The sequence below is a fragment of the Arthrobacter sp. TJ-270 genome, assembly GCF_058269075.1.
In genome coordinates this window covers 650989-669766 of record NZ_JBZCNB010000001.1, presented here as the reverse complement: position 1 = coordinate 669766, position 18778 = coordinate 650989, and the positions used below count along the sequence as shown (strand labels likewise).

At 64.7% G+C, this 18778-nt stretch carries 16 protein-coding genes; 13 read left to right on the top strand and 3 right to left on the bottom strand.

Annotated features, from left to right (window positions below):
- Positions 1–81 precede the first annotated feature (81 nt).
- Positions 82–2250, bottom strand: coding sequence for a S9 family peptidase (locus AC4D2M_RS03170; RefSeq protein ID WP_490889911.1), 2169 nt, complete (start codon positions 2248–2250; stop codon positions 82–84).
- A gap of 138 nt (positions 2251–2388) precedes the next feature.
- Between AC4D2M_RS03170 and pulA the strand changes: the two genes are divergently transcribed.
- The 9 genes from pulA to AC4D2M_RS03125 all read left to right on the top strand — a co-directional run bounded on the left by pulA (position 2389) and on the right by AC4D2M_RS03125 (position 12508).
- A complete protein-coding gene (pulA, locus tag AC4D2M_RS03165) occupies positions 2389–5073 on the top strand; it encodes a pullulanase-type alpha-1,6-glucosidase (protein ID WP_490889910.1) in 2685 nt (894 codons plus the stop codon).
- Between the two features lie 168 nt (positions 5074–5241).
- Positions 5242–6219, top strand: coding sequence for a 1,2-phenylacetyl-CoA epoxidase subunit PaaA (gene paaA, locus AC4D2M_RS03160; RefSeq protein ID WP_490889909.1), 978 nt, complete (start codon positions 5242–5244; stop codon positions 6217–6219).
- A complete protein-coding gene (gene paaB, locus AC4D2M_RS03155) occupies positions 6220–6573 on the top strand; it encodes a 1,2-phenylacetyl-CoA epoxidase subunit PaaB (RefSeq protein ID WP_490889907.1) in 354 nt (117 codons plus the stop codon). It abuts the gene before it with no gap.
- Positions 6570–7394 (top strand): 1,2-phenylacetyl-CoA epoxidase subunit PaaC, encoded by an 825-nt coding sequence (paaC, locus tag AC4D2M_RS03150; protein WP_490889905.1) that lies wholly within the window; start codon positions 6570–6572, stop codon positions 7392–7394. The genes paaB and paaC overlap by 4 nt, the downstream gene beginning before the upstream one ends.
- Positions 7388–7897: a 1,2-phenylacetyl-CoA epoxidase subunit PaaD gene (paaD, locus tag AC4D2M_RS03145; protein WP_490889903.1), complete on the top strand. Its 510-nt coding sequence runs from the start codon at positions 7388–7390 to the stop codon at positions 7895–7897. The genes paaC and paaD overlap by 7 nt, the downstream gene beginning before the upstream one ends.
- Entirely contained in the window at positions 7897–9057 is a 1161-nt protein-coding gene (paaE, locus tag AC4D2M_RS03140; protein WP_490889901.1) for a 1,2-phenylacetyl-CoA epoxidase subunit PaaE, read from the top strand. The genes paaD and paaE overlap by 1 nt, the downstream gene beginning before the upstream one ends.
- 91 nt (positions 9058–9148) lie before the next feature.
- On the top strand, positions 9149–9928 hold the full coding sequence (locus AC4D2M_RS03135) for an enoyl-CoA hydratase/isomerase family protein (protein ID WP_490889898.1): 780 nt from the start codon (positions 9149–9151) through the stop codon (positions 9926–9928).
- Between the two features lie 424 nt (positions 9929–10352).
- Positions 10353–11552, top strand: coding sequence for a pyridoxal phosphate-dependent aminotransferase (locus tag AC4D2M_RS03130; protein ID WP_490889897.1), 1200 nt, complete (start codon positions 10353–10355; stop codon positions 11550–11552).
- Complete coding sequence (locus AC4D2M_RS03125) at positions 11549–12508, top strand: 2-hydroxyacid dehydrogenase (protein WP_490889895.1); 960 nt, start codon at positions 11549–11551, stop codon at positions 12506–12508. Before AC4D2M_RS03130 ends, AC4D2M_RS03125 begins: the two co-directional genes overlap by 4 nt.
- A 94-nt stretch (positions 12509–12602) precedes the next feature.
- Here the strand turns inward: AC4D2M_RS03125 and AC4D2M_RS03120 are convergent, their stop codons facing one another.
- Positions 12603–13046 carry an Lrp/AsnC family transcriptional regulator gene (locus tag AC4D2M_RS03120; protein ID WP_490889894.1) on the bottom strand — a complete coding sequence of 148 codons (444 nt, stop codon included), beginning with the start codon at positions 13044–13046 and terminating at the stop codon, positions 12603–12605.
- Between the two features lie 212 nt (positions 13047–13258).
- On the opposite strand from AC4D2M_RS03120, the gene pdhA reads away from it, so the two are divergent.
- The 4 genes from pdhA to AC4D2M_RS03100 all read left to right on the top strand — a co-directional run bounded on the left by pdhA (position 13259) and on the right by AC4D2M_RS03100 (position 18046).
- Positions 13259–14425, top strand: a complete 1167-nt coding sequence (gene pdhA / locus AC4D2M_RS03115) for a pyruvate dehydrogenase (acetyl-transferring) E1 component subunit alpha (protein ID WP_490889892.1) — start codon at positions 13259–13261, stop codon at positions 14423–14425.
- 2 nt (positions 14426–14427) lie between these two features.
- The gene (locus tag AC4D2M_RS03110; RefSeq protein ID WP_490889891.1) at positions 14428–15501 is read left to right on the top strand and encodes an alpha-ketoacid dehydrogenase subunit beta; all 1074 of its coding nucleotides are present in this window, start codon (positions 14428–14430) and stop codon (positions 15499–15501) included.
- On the top strand, positions 15498–16967 hold the full coding sequence (locus tag AC4D2M_RS03105; protein ID WP_490889889.1) for a dihydrolipoamide acetyltransferase family protein: 1470 nt from the start codon (positions 15498–15500) through the stop codon (positions 16965–16967). The genes AC4D2M_RS03110 and AC4D2M_RS03105 overlap by 4 nt, the downstream gene beginning before the upstream one ends.
- Positions 16968–17179: 212 nt before the next feature.
- Entirely contained in the window at positions 17180–18046 is an 867-nt protein-coding gene (locus AC4D2M_RS03100) for an MBL fold metallo-hydrolase (protein WP_490889888.1), read from the top strand.
- Here the strand turns inward: AC4D2M_RS03100 and AC4D2M_RS03095 are convergent.
- Entirely contained in the window at positions 17981–18676 is a 696-nt protein-coding gene (locus AC4D2M_RS03095; RefSeq protein ID WP_490889886.1) for a dTMP kinase, read from the bottom strand. The genes AC4D2M_RS03100 and AC4D2M_RS03095 overlap by 66 nt on opposite strands.
- Positions 18677–18778 lie beyond the last annotated feature (102 nt).

Sequence of the window (18778 nt, the reverse complement as noted above, 5' to 3'; positions counted from 1 at the left end):
GAGATTTATTTACCGATCGTTCATTAGGTAATACCTCGAGGGCCTCCACTGTCAAGCAGATGAAGGGCCGTGACCCGGAACCTATCCCGCGACGGCGGCCTGCGAAAGCACCTTCGTGGCGCCGAGGGCGTCCGCGACGAACGCGTAGTCCCAGGCGACGTCCTTCCACTGCTCATACCGCCCGCTGGCGCCGCCATGGCCGCCGTCCATCTCGGTCTTGAGCACAATGGGCTCGTTGCCGGTCGTGACCTCGCGCAGCCTCGCCACCCACTTGGCAGGCTCCACGTACAGCACCCGGGTGTCATTGAAGCTCGTCACAGCGGCAATTCGCGGGTACGCCGTCTCGCGGATGTTCTCGTACGGCGTGTATTCCTTCATGTACCGGTAGACGTCGGGGTCGGTAATGGGGTTGCCCCACTCCTCCCACTCCAGCGCGGAGAGCGGAAGTTCCGGATCCAGAATCGTCGTCAGGGCGTCGACGAACGGAACCTGCGCGACGATTGCGCAGTACTTCTCGGGAGACAGGTTGGCCACCGCACCCATCAGGAGTCCACCGGCGGAACCCCCGATCGCCGCGATCCGGTTCGGGTCCACCCATCCGGACTCGGCCAGATACGTGGTGGCGTCCACGAAATCCGTGAAGGTGTTCTTCTTTGCGAGCTTCTTTCCGCCCTCGTACCAGGTGCGCCCCATCTCGCCGCCACCACGGATATGCGCGACGACGAAGATGATCCCCCGGTCGAGCACCGACAGGCGTGAAATGGAGAACCCCGGATCCATGCTGATTTCATAGCTGCCGTAGGCATAGACGACGGCGGGGTTGGTGCCGTCCTGCTGGAGGTCACGACGGCGAAGCACGGACAGCGGAATCTGCGTTCCGTCCGCCGCGGTAGCCCACTGGCGCTCGGCGACGTACTCCTCGGACCGGTAGCCGCCGCGCACCTCCGTCTCTTTGCGCAGGGTCAGGACACCGCCGTCGAGCAGGTAGTCATACACGCGCGGCGGCGTGAAATATGAGGCGTAGGAAAGCCGGATCACGGGAGATTCGAACTCGGCGCCGGCGAGGTTGCAGGTGTATAGCGATTCATCGAAGGTGGGCTCTGTCAGCAACGGCTGGGCGGGTGTGCCGAGGCCTTCGCGCGGCAGGATCTGCACGCGCATGGTGGTGTCCTTCCGCACTGAAACCAGCACATGCGTGGCGGTGACGGTGGCGCCGTGGACGCGGACGGCGTCGTCGTGCCCCACTACGGTCCGCCACTCCTGCTCTGCGAGCGGGCGCTCGAACTGCTCCGCGGGAACGAGGCTCACCATCGAATTCTTCGCGCGGTGGTCATGGGTCAGCAGGTAGTGGAGGCGGCCCTCGATGTGCAGGGGCTCAGGCTCATAAAGAACGCGTTCGGAACGCGGGATCAGGGTGGTGAGTCCGGCTCCCTGGTTCTCGAGGTCCAGTACGCGGTACTCGCTGTACTCCGAGCAGCCGATGCCGATGAGGAGCTGCGTGCGGTCGGCGGAAAGGTCGAAGCCGGTCCACATCGCGACGTCGTCCTCCTGGTACACCAGGACGTCCTGTTCGACGGCGGTGCCAAGACGGTGCGATCTCACCTGGTAGGGGCGCCAGCTGTCATCGACGACGGTGTAGAACACCTGGGATGCGTCCGGGGAGAAGGCCACGCCGTAGAAGACGTTGGGAATCACATCGGGCAACAGCTCCCCGGTGCGGAGGTCCTTCAGCCTCAGGGTGAAGCGCTCATCCCCGGCGTTGTCCACGCTGAAAGCCAGCAGGTTGCCGTCCTCACTCACGGAGAGTCCGCCGAGCGAGAAGAAGGGCTTGCCCTCCGCCTCGGTGTTGCCGTCGAGCAGCACTTGCTCACCCTCGACGGGCCGTCCCGGCACGACCTCGGGCGGTGTCCAGTCCAGGGCGACGTCGCCGGTGTCCGTCGCGCGTACCCGGCAGTGGATGCTGTACTGCTTTCCCTCTTCGGTGCGGGAGTAGTACCACCAGTCCTTTTTGCGGGCGGGGACGGAGAGGTCAGTTTCCTGGGTACGGTTCTTGATCTCGTTGAAGATGTCCTGGCGCAAATCTTCCTGCCCGGCAGTCACGGCCTCGGTGTACGCGTTCTCGGCCTTGAGGTGCTCAACGACCTCCGGGGTCTCCTTGGCGCGCAACCATTCGTAAGGGTCGATCACGGTGTCGCCGTGGTGGGTGCGTTCGGTTGGAACCTTCTTGGCAACGGGAGGGGTGAAAGTCATGGCACCATCCTGCCAGAGGGACGGGCGCGTCAGCTGGTTGAAGTTCCGCCCGCGGGATTACGCTGACAGGGCGGCGCTCAACGGGAACTGGGCCGTAACCACGGCGACGGCGGCGCGGCAGGGGGAGCCGATATGGTCATGACTTCGCAGGGAGGGCCCGTGGTCAGGAGCGACGTTGCCGAGTTCCTGGTCTCCGGTGCTGCTGCCCACTGGCTGGGGCCGGGTGTGCTGGCCTGGGACCTCCCGGATGCCCCCGAAGGCGCCTCTTACCGCCTCTACCACTCACCCGACGGTGGCCTTGACATCGTGGACAGAGTTGTCGCGGGCGGCGACTACCTTGATCTGGAACGCAGCTCCGATGTCCTCGACCCGGAGTTGGCGGCCGCGTCCCCACACCTGAGATCCTTCGATACATTGACCCTTCCGAAGAAGGGTGCACGGCAGGCAAAGCACCTGCTGAAGGGTGAGCTGCTCGCCGTCCAAATCGGTACGGACGGGTCGGTGCTGCAGGCGACCGGCGTGCAGGTTCCCCGAGTTCTCGATTCTCTCTACCGGAATGCCGCCAACCGCTCGCTTGGCCTCAGCTGGAAGGGGCGGCGCCCCCGCTTCGCCCTGTGGGCGCCGACTGCCCGCCGGGTAAGCCTCCACGTGTACCGGGAAGGATCCGGCGGTGAGCCTGTGGCTACTGTTTCCCTGAAGGAAGGAAACGACGGCGTCTGGACCCTTCTCGGCGAGAAGGACTGGAAGGATGCCTACTTCCTCTACGAGGTTCAGGTCTACGTACCGGAAACCGGCAAGGTGGAGCGCAACCTCGTCACCGATCCCTACAGTGTGGGCCTGTCCACGAACTCCGAACGCAGCCTGATCGTCAACCTGGACGATGCGGAGCTGGCACCCCCGGGCTGGGAATCCCTGGAGAAACCCGCCCTGGCCGGGCCAGTAGACCTGTCGATCTACGAACTGCACGTGCGGGACTTCTCGATCAGCGACGCCACGGTTCCCGCGGAGCGCCGCGGCACCTATGCGGCCTTCGCCGAAAGGGGCAGCGACGGGATGAAGCGGCTGACGGAACTCGCGGACGCCGGCCTCAACGCCGTCCATCTCCTGCCGGTGAACGACATCGCAACCATTGAGGAGCGTCGGCACGCACAGGCACAGCCGCAGTGCGATCTTGCGAGCTTCGCTGCCGACAGCGACGGGCAGCAGGCCTGCATCTCAGCCGTCGCGGGCAGGGACGGCTTCAACTGGGGCTACGATCCGCTGCACTACACCACGCCGGAGGGCTCCTACTCCACCAATCCCGACGACGCCACCCGCATCTGCGAGTTCCGCGAGATGGTGGCGGGCCTGAACAGCGCAGGGCTCCGTGTGATCCAGGACGTGGTCTACAACCACACCGCCGGCGCCGGCCAGCAATCGAGCAACAACCTGGACCGCATCATCCCGGGTTACTACCACCGGTTAGACCCGATCAGTGGGGCCGTCGAGACGTCGACCTGCTGCCCCAACACCGCCACCGAGAATGCCATGATGGGCAAGCTCATGGTGGATTCGGTGGTGACCCTCGCGCGCGCCTACAAGCTGGACGGATTCCGTTTTGACCTGATGGGCCACCACAGCAAACAGAACATGCTGGATGTGCGTGCTGCCCTTGACGAGCTGAACCTCAAGCGGGACGGCGTCGACGGCAAGAGCATCTATGTCTACGGCGAAGGCTGGAACTTCGGTGAGGTGGCAGGCAACGCGCGGTTCGAGCAGGCAACCCAGGCGAACATGGCAGGCACCGGCATCGGAACCTTCAATGACAGGCTCCGCGACGCAGTGCGCGGCGGCGGACCCTTCGACGAGGACCCGCGCGTGCAGGGCTTCGGTTCCGGGCTCTGGACCCATCCGAACGGTGCGGAGGTGAACGGCACACCTGAGGAACAGCGTGCCCGTCTGCTGCTGAACCAGGACCAGATCAAGGTCGGGCTCACCGGGAACCTGCGGGACTACACCTTCACAGACCGAACCGGGGTCCGGGTGGCGGGCGGAGACGTCGACTCGAACGGCAGCGCTGCCGGATACACGGCCGACCCGCAGGAGGCTGTCACCTACGTCGAGGCTCACGACAACGAGACGCTGTTCGACAGCCTCGCCTTCAAGCTGGCCCCGGGAACTTCGATGGCCGAGCGGATCCGCTTCCAGGCCCTCTCGCTCAGTACCACCGCCTTCGGACAGGGTGTTTCCTTCTGGCACGCCGGGGGAGAGGCGCTGCGCAGCAAGTCCCTGGACCGCAACAGCTACGACTCCGGTGACTGGTTCAACCTCCTGGACCACACCGGCACGGAGAACGGCTTCGCCCGTGGACTGCCGCCGGGCACAGACAACGCCGACAAGTACGGGTTCATGAAGCCCCTGCTGGCGGACCCTGCGCTCAAGCCCGCTCCGGCGGACATCGCTGAAGCCCGGGACCAGGTACTGTCGCTCCTCGAGATCCGCAAGAGCACGCCGCTGTTCCACCTCGGCACCGCCGAACTGATCCAGCAGAAGATGTCCTTCCCAACCGGTGGTCCGCACCAGACCCCGGGCGTGATCGTGATGCATATCGATGACACAGCCGGACCGGATGTAGACAGGGAGCGGAGCGGCGTCGTCGTTGTTTTCAACGCGTCGGCCACGGAAACCACCCAGACCGTTCCTGCGGTTGCGGCGCAGGCCTTCGGGCTGCACCCGGTTCAGTTGACCGGCTCGGATGAGGTCGTGAAGCGTGCGACGTTCGACCCGTCGACGGGCAGCTTCACTGTCCCGCCGCTTACGGTTGCGGTGTTCGAAGCGAAGTAGAAGCTGGTCGACAGAGGGCCTGAACAGCGCCCGCTGTTCCGACCTTTTGCGCGTCCACGACGCCCAGTGGTGTTGACTCTGAACTCCCCGCGCCGATATCCTGAACGAACGGTCGGTAATTATTTCGGGTCGGCACTTCAGCCGGCCTCGCACAGTGAGGTGACCATCATGACAACCGTGACTGACGCTCCGCAGGAGAAGACAGCGGAGCAGGAACAGTTCGACCGGCTGATCGCCGAGGACTCGCGCATCGAGCCACGTGACTGGATGCCCGAGGCTTACCGCAAGACCCTCACCCGCCAGATCTCCCAGCACGCGCACTCGGAAATCATCGGCATGCAGCCGGAGGCCAACTGGATCACCCGTGCACCCAGCCTGAAGCGCAAGGCCATCCTCATGGCGAAGGTCCAGGACGAAGCCGGGCACGGGCTCTACCTTTACTCGGCTGCAGAGACCCTCGGCACCACACGCGATTCGATGATGGCGGACCTCATCGCCGGCAAAGCGCGCTACTCAAGCATCTTCAACTACCCGGCACGCACCTGGGCTGACATGGGTGCTATCGGCTGGCTGGTCGACGGCGCAGCGATCGCCAACCAGGTCCCGCTGTGCCGTGCATCCTACGGGCCGTACGGACGCGCCATGGTGCGGATCTGCAAGGAAGAATCATTCCACCAGCGCCAGGGCTTCGAGATCCTGCTGGAGCTCGCGAACGGAACGCCGGCCCAGAAGCAGATGGCACAGGACGCCGTGAACCGCTGGTACGCGCCGAGCCTCATGATGTTCGGCCCTCCGGATGAGGATTCTCCCAACTCCAGGCAGTCCATGGCCTGGAACATCAAGCGGTTCTCCAACGACGAGCTGCGCTCGCGCTTCGTCGGCATGATCGTCGAGCAGGTCAGGACCCTCGGGCTCACCCTGCCTGATGACCAGATCCGCTACAACGAGGAAACCCGCACCTGGGAGCACGGCCCGCTGGACTGGAACGAGTTCAAGGAGGTCCTCGCCGGTCGCGGACCATGTAACGCCCAGCGCATGGAGCGCCGTCGGGAAGCTCACGACGGCGGTGCCTGGGTTCGCGAGGCCGCTGCAGCCTACGCCGCGAAGCAGGCCGCCAAGCGCAACGAAGAGAAAGAGGCGGCATAAATGGTCAGCGGATCACAAACGGGCGACGACGGCGCCAAGGCCCCCAGCGCCGAGCAGCCGGGTCACCCGACGGCCGAACCGTGGCCGCTGTGGGAAGTGTTCGTCCGGTCCTCGCGGGGTCTCAGCCACGTGCACGCCGGTTCGCTGCACGCGCCCGACGCCGATATGGCCGTCCGCAATGCCCGCGATCTGTACACGCGGCGCAATGAAGGCGTGAGCCTCTGGGTGGTGCCGGCGTTGGCCATTGTTTCCAGTGACCCGGATGCGAAGGGCCGGTTCTTCGAGTCTCCGCAGGGCAAGGACTACCGCCACGCCACCTACTACACCAAGAGCGAGGGAGTGAAGCACCTGTGAGTGAGTCAAATGCGAGCGCCACCCGCATCACTCCGGGTAACGCTCTCCGACCGGAGGACATTGCGGCCTCCAACGTCCGGCCCAGCGGGGCCGTGGCGGAGTACGCGATGCGTCTCGGCGATGACGCCCTCATCCTCGCCCAGCGACTGGGCTGGTGGATTTCGCGGGCCCCGGAGCTTGAAGAAGATGTGGCGCTGGGCAATATCGCGCTGGACCAGATCGGACATGCGCGCTCCTTCCTCGCCTACGCCGGGCATGCCTGGGATAAGACCGAGGACGACCTTGCGTACTTCCGCGGGGAAGACGAGTTCCGCTCGGCTCATTTGGTGGAGCAGCCCAACGGAGACTTCGCGCAGACAATCGCGCGTCAGCTGGTGATCTCCCAGTACCAGTTCGAGTTGTACTCCCGGCTGGTGAATTCAGCTGACGCCACACTTTCCGCCATTGCCGCCAAAGCCGTGAAGGAAGTGGATTACCACCGCGACCATGCCCGCCAGTGGGTGCTCCGCCTCGCGTTGGGAACCGACGAATCCCGCCGACGCATGATCGAAGGACTTCTCCTCACCTGGCCGTACGTCGGCGAGCTGTTCGAGGATGACGACCTCGTGAACGGGCTCGACGGGGTCGCGGTCCGCCCCTCCGCCCTCCGTGCCGCTTTCGACGCCGAGATCGAATCACTCTTCGCCGAGGCGGAGCTCGAGGTGCCGGATGTTCCCGCCGCGACAGGCGGCGGCCGCTACGGCCGCCACAGTGAGTACCTGGGCTATATCCTGGCCGAGCTGCAGGTCCTGGCCCGCGAACATCCGGGAGCGACATGGTGACCACACTGCATCCATCCAGGAGCGCCCTCCAGGCGACTGTGTGGGGGATCGCCGCAACCGTTGCGGATCCCGAGATCCCCGTGCTCACCATCGAGGACCTCGGTGTCCTGCGAGTGGTCACAATAGACGACGACGGCGTCATCACTGTCACCATCACCCCCACTTATTCGGGGTGCCCGGCCATGGATGCGATCCGCGACGACATCATTACTGCTCTCGACGCGCAGGGCTTCAGCGACGTGCGCGTGAACCTGGTGCTCTCGCCGGCCTGGACAACCGACTGGATGAGCGCGGCGGGCAAGGCGAAGCTTGAGGAGTACGGAATCGCTCCGCCCACGGGCAAGGCCGCCGCCGGAAAAGTGAGGCTTGGCCTGAGCGTCAAATGCCCGCAGTGCTCCTCCCTTAATACCCGCGAGCTCACCCGTTTCGGTTCCACGTCCTGCAAGGCGCTCTACGTCTGCCAGGACTGCCGGGAACCCTTTGACTACTTCAAGGTCCACTAATGGCAGTGAAACTGGCACCGTCCACCAAACGGCGAACCGCCTTCCACGAACTGACGGTTGCAGAGGTACGGCGCCTCACCGAAGACGCCATCGAGGTGACCTTCGCGGTTCCCGAGGAGTTGGCCGGCCGCTTTGATTACCTGCCCGGGCAGTACGTGGCGCTGAGAACGACGATGGACATCGACGGTGAGCCGAAGGAGGTGCGTCGCAGCTACTCCATCTGTGCCGAACCTAAACCCGGTGAGATCCGGGTCGCCATCAAGAAGGACCTCGGCGGTACCTTTTCCACCTGGGCGAATGAGTTCCTCAGGGCAGGGGACAAGCTCGACGTGATGAGCCCCATGGGCCAATTCATCTCGAAGCACCCTATGACCGGGCTCAACGACCCCGGGAGCATAGACACCACGACCGAGCATTCGTTTGTCGCAGTGGCCGCCGGCTCGGGCATCACACCCGTGATCGCCATCGCGCGCTCGGTGCTCGCCGCCGACCCGGCGGTTCGCTTCGATCTCATCTACGCCAACAGGGCCTCAATGGACGTCATGTTCCTGGAGGAGCTGGCTGACCTGAAGGACCGGTATCCCGCCCGGTTTGCGCTGCACCACGTGCTGTCCCGCGAACAGCGCATCTCGCCGCTTTTGAGCGGACGCATCGACGCCGAGAAGCTGCAGACCATGCTCACGAAGGTGATCCGTACCGACGAGGTGGACGAGTGGTTCCTCTGCGGGCCCTTCGAACTGGTTCAGCTGTGCCGCGACACCCTCGCCGAACGGGGAGTTGCGCCGGAGAAGGTGCGGTTCGAACTGTTCACCACGGGTGAGCCGACCAAGCCCGAAGGCCAGATCGGCCGTCCGGTGAAGGACGACGGCAGCGAGGACAGCTACTCCATCAACTTCAACCTCGACGGACTCCAGGGCACGGTGTCCAGCCCGACCCACGCGCGCGAATCAATCCTCAACGCGGCGTTGCGCGTCCGCCCCGATGTGCCCTTCGCGTGTGCCGGCGGCGTGTGCGGTACATGCCGTGCCAAGGTGGTCAGCGGGACCGTGGACATGGAAGAGAACTACGCACTGGAGCCGGATGAACTGGCAAACGGCTATGTGCTGACGTGCCAGTCGCGGCCCACGAGCCCTGAAGTCACCGTCGACTACGACGCCTGACCACCGAAAGTTTTCGTCGCCTATCTGCTGTTTACGCACGCTCATGACAGCACATAGGCGACAAAAACTCTAGAGATCGAGGAGCGATTGCATGATCAGCCTGACCATCGACGGCAACGTCGCCGAGATTGTCCTCAACGCGCCGGAAAAGCTCAATTCCCTCAACGAGGAGGCGCTCGCCGAGCTGTCTGATGCGTACGACGACGCTGCCTCCGCTGCAGCGGATGGCCGGGTCCGTGCCCTGCTGCTGCGTGGCGAGGGCCGGGCGTTCTGCGCGGGACGGGACATTGCCGGCGTCGAGCCCGAAACTGACGACGCCGTCGCCTACCTGGACGGTCTTGTCACCCCGCTGCTGAAGAAGATGTCAGCTTTTCCTGCGCCCACCTTCGCGGCCGCACAGGGTGCGTGCCTCGGGGTGGGGCTTGGGCTCCTTATCGCGACGGACGTTGTCTACGTGGCCGACTCCGCGAAAATCGGTTCCCCATTCGCGAAGCTCGGCGCAACACTGGATTCCGGCGGGCACTGGCTGTTCACTGAGCGGTTGGGTGCGCACCGCACGCTCGACCTCATATACACCGCAGACCTGATGACCGGCGCGGACGCGGTCGCAGGTGGACTCTTCAGCAGGGTCTTCCCGGCCGGGGAACTGCTCCCGTCCACAAGGTCCGCCGTCGAGCGTGTCGCGGAAGGCGCCACGGGAGCATTCCGGGCGTCGAAGAATCTGGTGGCATCGATCCGGGACCGGAGGCTTGGCCTGTGGGAATCAGTGACTGACGAAAACGCTGCCCAGGGTGAGCTGTGCAGGAGCACCGATTACGCCGAGGGATTTCGGGCCTTCCAGGAGAAACGCCCGCCGATCTTCAGGGGCTGATGCAAAGGTGCCGTGTTTATTACACGGAAGCAACCACTTAGGCAACGGTTTGAACTCAATACTGCGTAATCTGCGCAGAACCGGCCACATTCGTCATTTCGTGGCATTTACTAGGACTTGTGGCCGGGGAGTCTGTCGGGGGGCCTCATGGGGGACGGTGACATTCAGAACGGGATGTCACCTACAGTACGGCGGACACCTCGGCCACACCTCTTCTTCAGCACCAGAGACGTCCGGAAACCGGGCCTGTCTTAATGCCCGGGACCAACTGATGACCGGTTGCTCGATTCCCAAAGCCAGCCCGGTTTCCCACCATCTCTAAGCTTGCCCCGTATATCTTAACTTGCACTCTGATATATCTGTCTTATACTAGATTGGATCCGCCGGAGGATTGATCGCTAACTCAATGAGGAGTGGAAACAGCATGCAGCAACTGGCGCACCGGCTCGAACGTCTGGGCACCGAAACCGCCTTCAGCGTCGCCCAGGCCGCGGCCGCCTGGAAGGCGAAGGGGAACCTCGTGTACCCCTTCCATCTCGGCGACATCAATATCCCGACGGCCACGCATATCGTCGAGGCGATGAACCGGGCTATTGCCGACGGCTATACGGGCTATTGCCCGGGCCCCGGAATCCCGCAGTTGCGCGAGGCCCTCGCCGACGATATTGGGTCCCGCCGAGGTGTCGAGTTCGCACCCGACAACGTCGTAGTGATGACGGGCGGCAAGCCTGTGATCACGAAGTTCCTGCAGGCGGTCATGAATCCCGGCCAGGAAGTGCTCTATCCCAACCCGGGCTTCCCGATCTACGAATCGCAGATCGAGTACCTCGGCGGCACGGCCGTGCCGTACCGCTACCTGCCAACGAGCCAGGGCTTCGCGATCGATCTCGACCAGGTGCGCGCAGCGATCACTCCGAATACTGTCGCAATCATCTACAACGACCTGCAGAACCCCATCTCGGCAGAGTCGACGTCGGCCGAGCGGGAGGCTATCGCACAGCTCGCGCAGGAGCACGACCTCTGGGTACTCTCCGACGAGGCATACTTCGAGACACGCTATGAGGGTGTCTCGAACTCCATCGCGTCCCTCCCCGGGATGGCGGAGCGCACCGTGATCCTGTACACGTTCAGCAAGAAGTTCGCCATGACCGGATCCCGTCTGGGCTGCGCAGTAGCCCCGCTCGAGATCGCCAAAATTCTCAGCACACTCAACACCAACGACGAGTCGTGCACGACGCACTACGTGCAGTGGGCCGGCATTGAAGCGCTCCGTGGCACCCAGGAGCCCGTTCAGCAGATGCTCGACATCCTCCGGGAGCGCCGCGACGCCGCCTGCGAACTCGTGAACGACATCTCCGGCATGCAGGTCGCCGTGCCGAAGTCGACGTTCTACCTTTTCCCCGACGTCACCGAGGTCATGCAGCGCATGGGTTACACGGCAGTCGGCGATTTCGCCTCCGCCGCACTGCACGAGACCGGCGTGTCCTTCTGCACACGTGAGCACTTCGGACGCCGTCAGCCCGGCGAAGAGCGGCAGTACATCCGGCTCGCCTACTCGGGCATCGGCGTCGCCGATATCCGCGACGGCCTTGGCCGCCTGCGCAAGTGGATCGAGACGGCGTGAGCCGGGTAGTCGTCACGGGACGTGTACCCGAAGCCGCCATCGAGAAGCTTCGTGCCGAGCACGAGGTCGACGCCTGGGAGGGTCCGGAGGCGATCGGGCGGGAGGAGTTCCTGCGCCGCGTAGCCGGCGCCGACGCCGTCGTGAGCCTGCTCACCGAACGCATCGACGCCGAGCTGCTCGACGCCGCCGGCCCGCAGCTCAAGGTGGTCGCGAACGTCGCCGTCGGCTATGACAATATCGACGTGCCTGCCTGCACCGAACGGGGCGTCGTGGCCACCAACACCCCGGGTGTGCTCACAGACGCTACAGCCGACATCGCGCTCGGCCTGATCCTGATGGCGACCCGCCGGCTCGGTGAGGGGGAGCGGCTCATCCGCTCCGGCCAGCCCTGGAAGTGGGGGATGTTCTTCCTGCTCGGCACCAGCCTGCACGGCAAAACCCTGGGCGTCGTCGGTATGGGCGGCATCGGCCAGGCGACCGCGCGCCGGGCCAAGGCCTTCGGCATGGAGATTGTCTACCAGTCGCGCAGTGAGATCGATCCGGAGATCGCCGCCGAGCTGGGCGCCCGGCGGGTGGATCTCGACGAGTTGCTGACCGTCTCCGATGTCGTTTCCCTGCATTGCCCCTACGGGCCTGCTACGCATCATCTGATCGGTGCCGAACAACTGGCGGCGATGAAGAGCTCGGCGTACCTGGTCAACACGGCGCGCGGACCAATCGTCGACGAAGCGGCGCTCGCGTCCGCGCTTCGCGAGGAACAAATCGCGGGTGCCGGCCTGGACGTCTATGAGCACGAGCCCCGGGTGCATCCCGGGCTGCTGGAGCTCGACAACGTGGTGCTCCTGCCTCATCTGGGGTCCGCTACGGTGGAGACGCGCACCGCGATGGCGATGCTCGCCGCCGACAACGCCCTTGCCGTGCTCAGCGGCGAAGGACCGCCCGCCCCAATCAACTAGCAGATACGAGTACGAGCCCCGTCCAGAAAGGACGGGGCTCGTACTCGTTAATGTCGTACTTCGTTAGTGTACGGCGCAGTGTTAGGCAACAAACCTAGCGCGTATCCATGTCCTCGAACACGAGGAAAGTCTGGGTATCCAGCACACCCGGCATGGACTGCAACTGATCGAAAATGACCCGGCGGAGATCCACATTGTCTTGGGCGCGCACCAGCAGGATGACATCGAAGTCCCCGCCCACCAGTGCAATGTGGTGAATCTCGGGGATGGCCCGCAGCTGCTCCCGCAGCTCCCGCCAGGAGTGCTGGCGGACCTTGAGGGTTACATACGCGGAAGACCTGAGACCGGCCTTGATCGGGTCGATCAGAGCCGTGAACTTGGTCAGTACCCCGGTTTCTGTCAGTCGGGAGATGCGTGAGTAGGCATGTGCCCGCGAGATATGGACGTTCTCGGCAACGGCAGTAACGGAGAGCCGGCCGTCGCGGGTGAGTTCGGCGAGGATCTTCCGGTCGACGTCGTCGAGGGACTGCTCTGCCATCTGTCTACACCCTTGTTTGTTATCCAGCTCACAATGTCAATCTGTCCGTGAGAAGTCGCGTTATGAAACCATTCTTCCACGATATTGGGATCTTGTGGATACGAAACTGGTCGCAAAAGCATAATTGAGGAACAGATATCGTTCCCCGACCACCCGTCGGGGGACGCCAGGCAGAGAAGCCGTCCTCACGTCGTGACGGCTGAGGAGGCAGCATGACCATTTCAACCGGCAGCTCCGCCAACCAGTACGGCGAATCCATGAAGCGCTCGGGGCACCGCAGCAGCGACATGGGCCCCACAGCGGAGGAATACATGCTTCCGTCCCCCCAACCGGTCCAACTCGTAGACCCGGAGGGCGAACACGTCCACAACGACCGCTACCCCCTGCCCGACGGCGAAGCGCTCCTCGCTGCCTACGAGAAGCTCGTGGTGGGCCGGCGCATCAACGACCAGGCCAATGCCCTGGTCCGGCAGGGCCGGATGGCTGTCTACCCTTCATCACACGGGCAGGAGGCATGCCAGGTGGCTGCCGCCGTCGTTCTTGAGAAGGATGACTGGCTTTTCCCGACATACCGGGACACAGTTGCGGTGGTCACCCGCGGCGTGGATCCCCTCGAAGTGCTGACACTGCTGAGGGGCGACTGGCATGCGGGCTACGACCCGTACAGGCACAAGACCGCGACCCAGGCAACGCCGCTTGCCACCCAACTGCTGCACGCTGTCGGTGTGGCACACGCAGCCAAGCTGCGCGGCGAGAACACGGTGGTGCTGGCCCTGTGCGGTGACGGAGCCACCAGCGAGGGGGACTTCCACGAGGCCCTGAACTTCGCTGCCGTATTCCACGTTCCGGTGGTGTTCCTCGTGCAGAACAACGAGTACGCCATCTCGGTGCCGCTGAAGCACCAGACAGTGGCCCCGTCGCTTGCCCACAAGGCGATCGGCTACGGCATGCCCGGTGAACGCGTGGACGGCAATGACCTGGCAGCCATGTTGTCCGTGCTCGGCAAGGCTGTGGACCGCGCACGCGACGGCGGAGGGCCCGCTCTCGTGGAGGCCCACACCTACCGGATGCAGGCCCATACCAACGCGGATGATCCGTCGAGGTACCGCTCGCAGTCCGACGTCGACCAGTGGGTGCCGAAGGACCCGATCACCCGCATGCGTACGTACCTCGGCAACCTCAACCTGCTCACATCGGATGGCGAGCAGCGCATCGCTGAGGCCGCCGAACGGACAGCAAGCACCCTCCGCGACGGGCTCAACTCGGATCCGGAGATCAACCCGGCCGATCTGTTCGAGTACGTCTACACCGAGAAGACGAGCCAGCTGCGCGAACAGGCGGCGCTCCTGGCCGAGGAGCTCTCAAGGGAAGAGGCGTAGCAATGACCGAGACCGCAGTCCGACCCGGACCGGCTGAGAAGGCCGCCCGCAACACCCAGGCGGGGCCCCAACCGCTCACCTTCGCCAAGGCCCTGAACACCGCGTTGGCCGACGCCATGGAAGCCGATTCCTCAGTCGTCATGTTCGGCGAGGACGTCGGCCCGCTCGGCGGAGTCTTCCGGATCACCGACGGGCTGACAGCCCGCTTCGGGGAGGAACGCTGCTTCGATACGCCACTCGCGGAGGCGGGAATCATGGGCATGGCGGTGGGCATGGCGATGAACGGCATGCGTCCCGTCGTCGAAATGCAGTTCGATGCCTTCGCCTACCCTGCCTTCGAACAGGTGGTGAGCCATGTGGCGAAGATCCCCAACCGAACAAAAGGCAAGGTGAAGCTGCCGCTGGTCATACGCATCCCGTACGCCGGCGGCATCGGGGGAGTGGAGCACCACTGCGATTCCTCGGAGTCCTACTACGCGCACACGCCCGGCCTCACTGTGCTTGCGCCCGCCACAGTGCGCGATGCCTACCTGATGCTGCGTGAAGCGATCCGTTTTCCTGATCCCGTCGTCTTCCTCGAGCCGAAGAAGCTCTACTGGTCCAAGGAGACACTCGACCTGGATGAGCTGCGCAAGGAAGCCGACGACGCCGCGACCACCGGCGTGACCATAGGCCGTGCCGTCGTCGCCCGCTCAGGGACCGACGCCACCCTCATTGCCTACGGACCCTCCGTGCCGACCGCGCTCGCAGCCGCGGAAGCGGCTGCAGGGGAAGGGCGCAGCCTCGAAGTGATCGACGTGCGTTCCATCGTGCCGTTCGACGACGAGACCGTTACTGCCAGTGTGCGGAAGACAGGCCGCGCCGTCGTTATTGCAGAAGCGCCGGGGTTCGCGTCGGTGGCATCGGAAATTGTCGCCCGCGTCCAGGAGCGCTGCTTCCATTCGCTCGCCGCCCCGGTGCGGCGCGTGACCGGGTTCGACATTCCGTACCCTGCACCGAAGCTGGAGCACTACTTCCTGCCCAGCGTCGACCGAATCCTCGACACCGTTGACGAACTGCAGTGGGAGGACGCATGAGCGCGGAAACAATCTCACCCTCCGTCAAGGTGTTCCTGCTCCCAGACCTCGGTGAAGGACTGACCGAGGCCGAACTGGTGAACTGGCTCGTAGCCGAGGGCGACACCGTAACCGTCGACCAGCCGGTTGCCGAGGTCGAGACGGCGAAGTCAATGGTGGAGGTTCCCTCTCCCTTCGCCGGCGTCGTGACCCAGTTGCACGGCGAGGCAGGAAGCACCATCAACGTCGGTGCCCCTCTGATCTCCGTGCAGCCGGCCGGTGCTGCAGCGGAACCGTCCTCACCGGAGTCAGTTCCCCATCCTGAGGCTGAGGTCTACCGCGAAGAAGAACGCGCCGGTGTCAGCGTGCCCACGGACGCGGAGGTCGCTGCTGCGCCCGCGGCGGACGAGGAGAAGGCAGATAACGCCGCAGAGTCAAACGGAGGATCAGGCAACGTCCTGATCGGTTACGGGACTCCCGGAACCGGAACGGGTGGCCGGACCCGGCCTCGCAGGAGCGGGACAGCGCTAACTGCCGTGCCGGAATGTTCAGAGCCCGACGCCGTTACGCGGGCCGTGGTGTGTATCTCACCGCTGGTGCGCAAACTGGCGCGGGACGCGGGACTGGACCTTCGGTCAATCAAGGGCAGCGGAGCCGACGGCATGATCCTGCGCCGCGACGTCGAGCGCGCCCTGGAGGATTCCGCCGGAACGCCGACACCGCAGCGTGAGGGCGGACAGGCCACTGCGGAGGAGGACGAGAAGGATCGCCGGACCGGTCTGCGCGTCACAGACCGGGTCCCCGTTCGCGGAGTACGGAAGGCCGTGGCCGAGGCCATGACCCGCAGCCGCCGCGAGATCCCCGAGGCCACCGTATGGGTGGACGTCGACGCAACCGCACTGGTGAACCTGCGCGCCGACCTCAAGCGCCGCCAGCCGGACGCCACGCCCGGGCTGCTGGCCTTCGTCGCGCGGTTTGCGCTGGCCGGCCTGGCACGGTACCCGGAACTGAACACCCGCATCGTCGACAGCGCTGACGGGAGTCAGGAGATCCTGAAGTTCGACGGCGTGAACCTCGGCATCGCCGCCCAGACCGACCGGGGACTTCTGGTCCCCGCCGTTCAGCGGGCCGACAGGATGAGCGCGCGGGAATTGGACGCTGAGATCCGGCGGCTGGCCGCCGTCGCACGCGAGGGCAAGGCCACCCCGGCTGAGCTCACATCCGGGACATTCACGCTGAACAACTACGGCGTGTTCGGGGTGGATGGCAGCGCCGCGATCATCAACCACCCGGAGGCTGCAATCCTTGGTCTGGGCCGGATCATCGACCGGCCGTGGGTTGTGGACGGTGAGCTGGCTGTGCGGAAGGTAACCGAGTTGACGCTGACCTTCGACCACCGGGTGTGCGACGGCGGTGTGGCAGGAGGATTCCTGCGCTACGTTGCCGATGCAATCGAGAACCCGGGTGGAGTCCTCGCCGACCTCTAGCTAGCGCCTACCTGCCGATAGCGCCTACCGGCCCCCCGGGGCTCGCTGCGCTCACTCCGGGTCCCTGCCGATAGCGCCTACCGGCCCCCCGGGGCTCGCTGCGCTCACTCCGGGTCCCTGCCGATAGCGCCTACCGGCCCCCCGGGGCTCGCTGCGCTCACTCCGGGTCCCTGCCGATAGGCTTAGGAACAGCCGCTACCGGAGAGGAACCCATGTCCGAGGAACAAATCGAACAGTCCCATCCCTGGAAGCAATTGGGGGAGGGGGTATGGATACTCCGGACCGATCCGCTGGGTCTGAACACGGGACTCGTGGTTGGAACGGAACGGGCGCTCGTTATCGACACGGGAGCCGGCCCGGGTCAGGCTGCACGGATCATGGACGCTGTGCGCCAGCTCACCGACCTGCCGCTCGTTGTTGTGAACACGCACTCCCACTACGACCATGTCTTCGGGAACGCGTATTTCGCTGCGCACGGCGTGAAGGACTTCTGGGCAACCGACCGGTGCGCCGCCGTCGTCAGCGAAAGTGCCGAGAAACAGCGGGCCGAAGTTGCCTCGATCGAGCCGGCGATGGCTGCCAACGAGGGCGAGCACACCGCTATCCATGCCGCCAACAGGCACGTTTCCGGATCGCCGGTTGACCTGGACCTTGGCGGCATTTCGGTGACGCTGTTCCACCTCGGTTTCGGCCACACCGACAACGACCTTTTGGTTGCAGCCGGGAACGTCCTCTTCACCGGAGACCTGGTGGAGGAAGGGGCGGATCCGGGGTTCGAGGACTCGTATCCGGCGGAGTGGCTCCGGACGCTGGGTAAGATCGCAGCGCTCGAAGACCTGTACGACGTTTTCGTCCCGGGCCATGGTGCGCCGGTCGATGTCGAGTTCGTGCTCACCCAACTGAACAAGATGCGCAGTGCGGTTCGCGTCACGAAGATCGCCATGGACGAAGCCTCAACGGACATGACCAAGGCCATCCCTATCCTGCCGTACGGCCCCGAGCAGTCGCGGGCGCTATTGACCCGCCTGCGCACCCTCGCGCACTGGAAGTGGCTGGAGCGCCAGAGCAGCAAGGGGTGACAATGGCGGGATAAGTGGCTCCAGCCGGGCGTCGATCTGTTCCAGCAGGGCCGCGGCTGTCTCCGCTTCAGTTCCATTTGCGTCCACCAGCGTGTATTCCCCGAAGCGAGGGAGCCGCCGGTAGGAGGCGTCAAGCGCCGTGAGGAACTCGAGGGTTTCCACGTCCGTGTTCCGGGAAGCGATGCGCTCCTGCGCCGTCTCCGGTTTCACGCTGAGGTAGACCACCAGATCTGGTTGCGGCAGTACGCGCAGCAGCCACGGCAACAGTACGCCGGTCGGCAGACCCCGCACCTGCCGCAGGGCCAGCTGGCACTGCAGGTGACGGTCGTAGAGAACGACGCCCCGCCGTCGTCGTGTCTGCAGGGTTGACCGCAGCACCGCCAGAATGCGGACTGACGTTTCGATCGAATCAAGCAGGCGCGTGCCCAGCAGCGCCTCGGCCGTACGCGAGTGCCGTGACGCGCAGCGGTCGAGGGTTCGCCGCCCACCGGGGTTGCGGAACAGCTCCGCCTCCATGCCCCGCTGATGCAGCTGACGAACCACTGCACGCGCGGCTGTTGTTTTCCCTGCCCCGTCTATTCCGAGCAGCACCACAACAGGAACCTGCGGATTCCTTGGAACACCGGTCATTTTTGCCTCTCGCGGGTGTATCTTCGAAACAATCATCGCAGGGGCGACTGAATGGATACTGACACCGCCATCACGCAATCCTCTGGGCTTCCCGTGACGAAG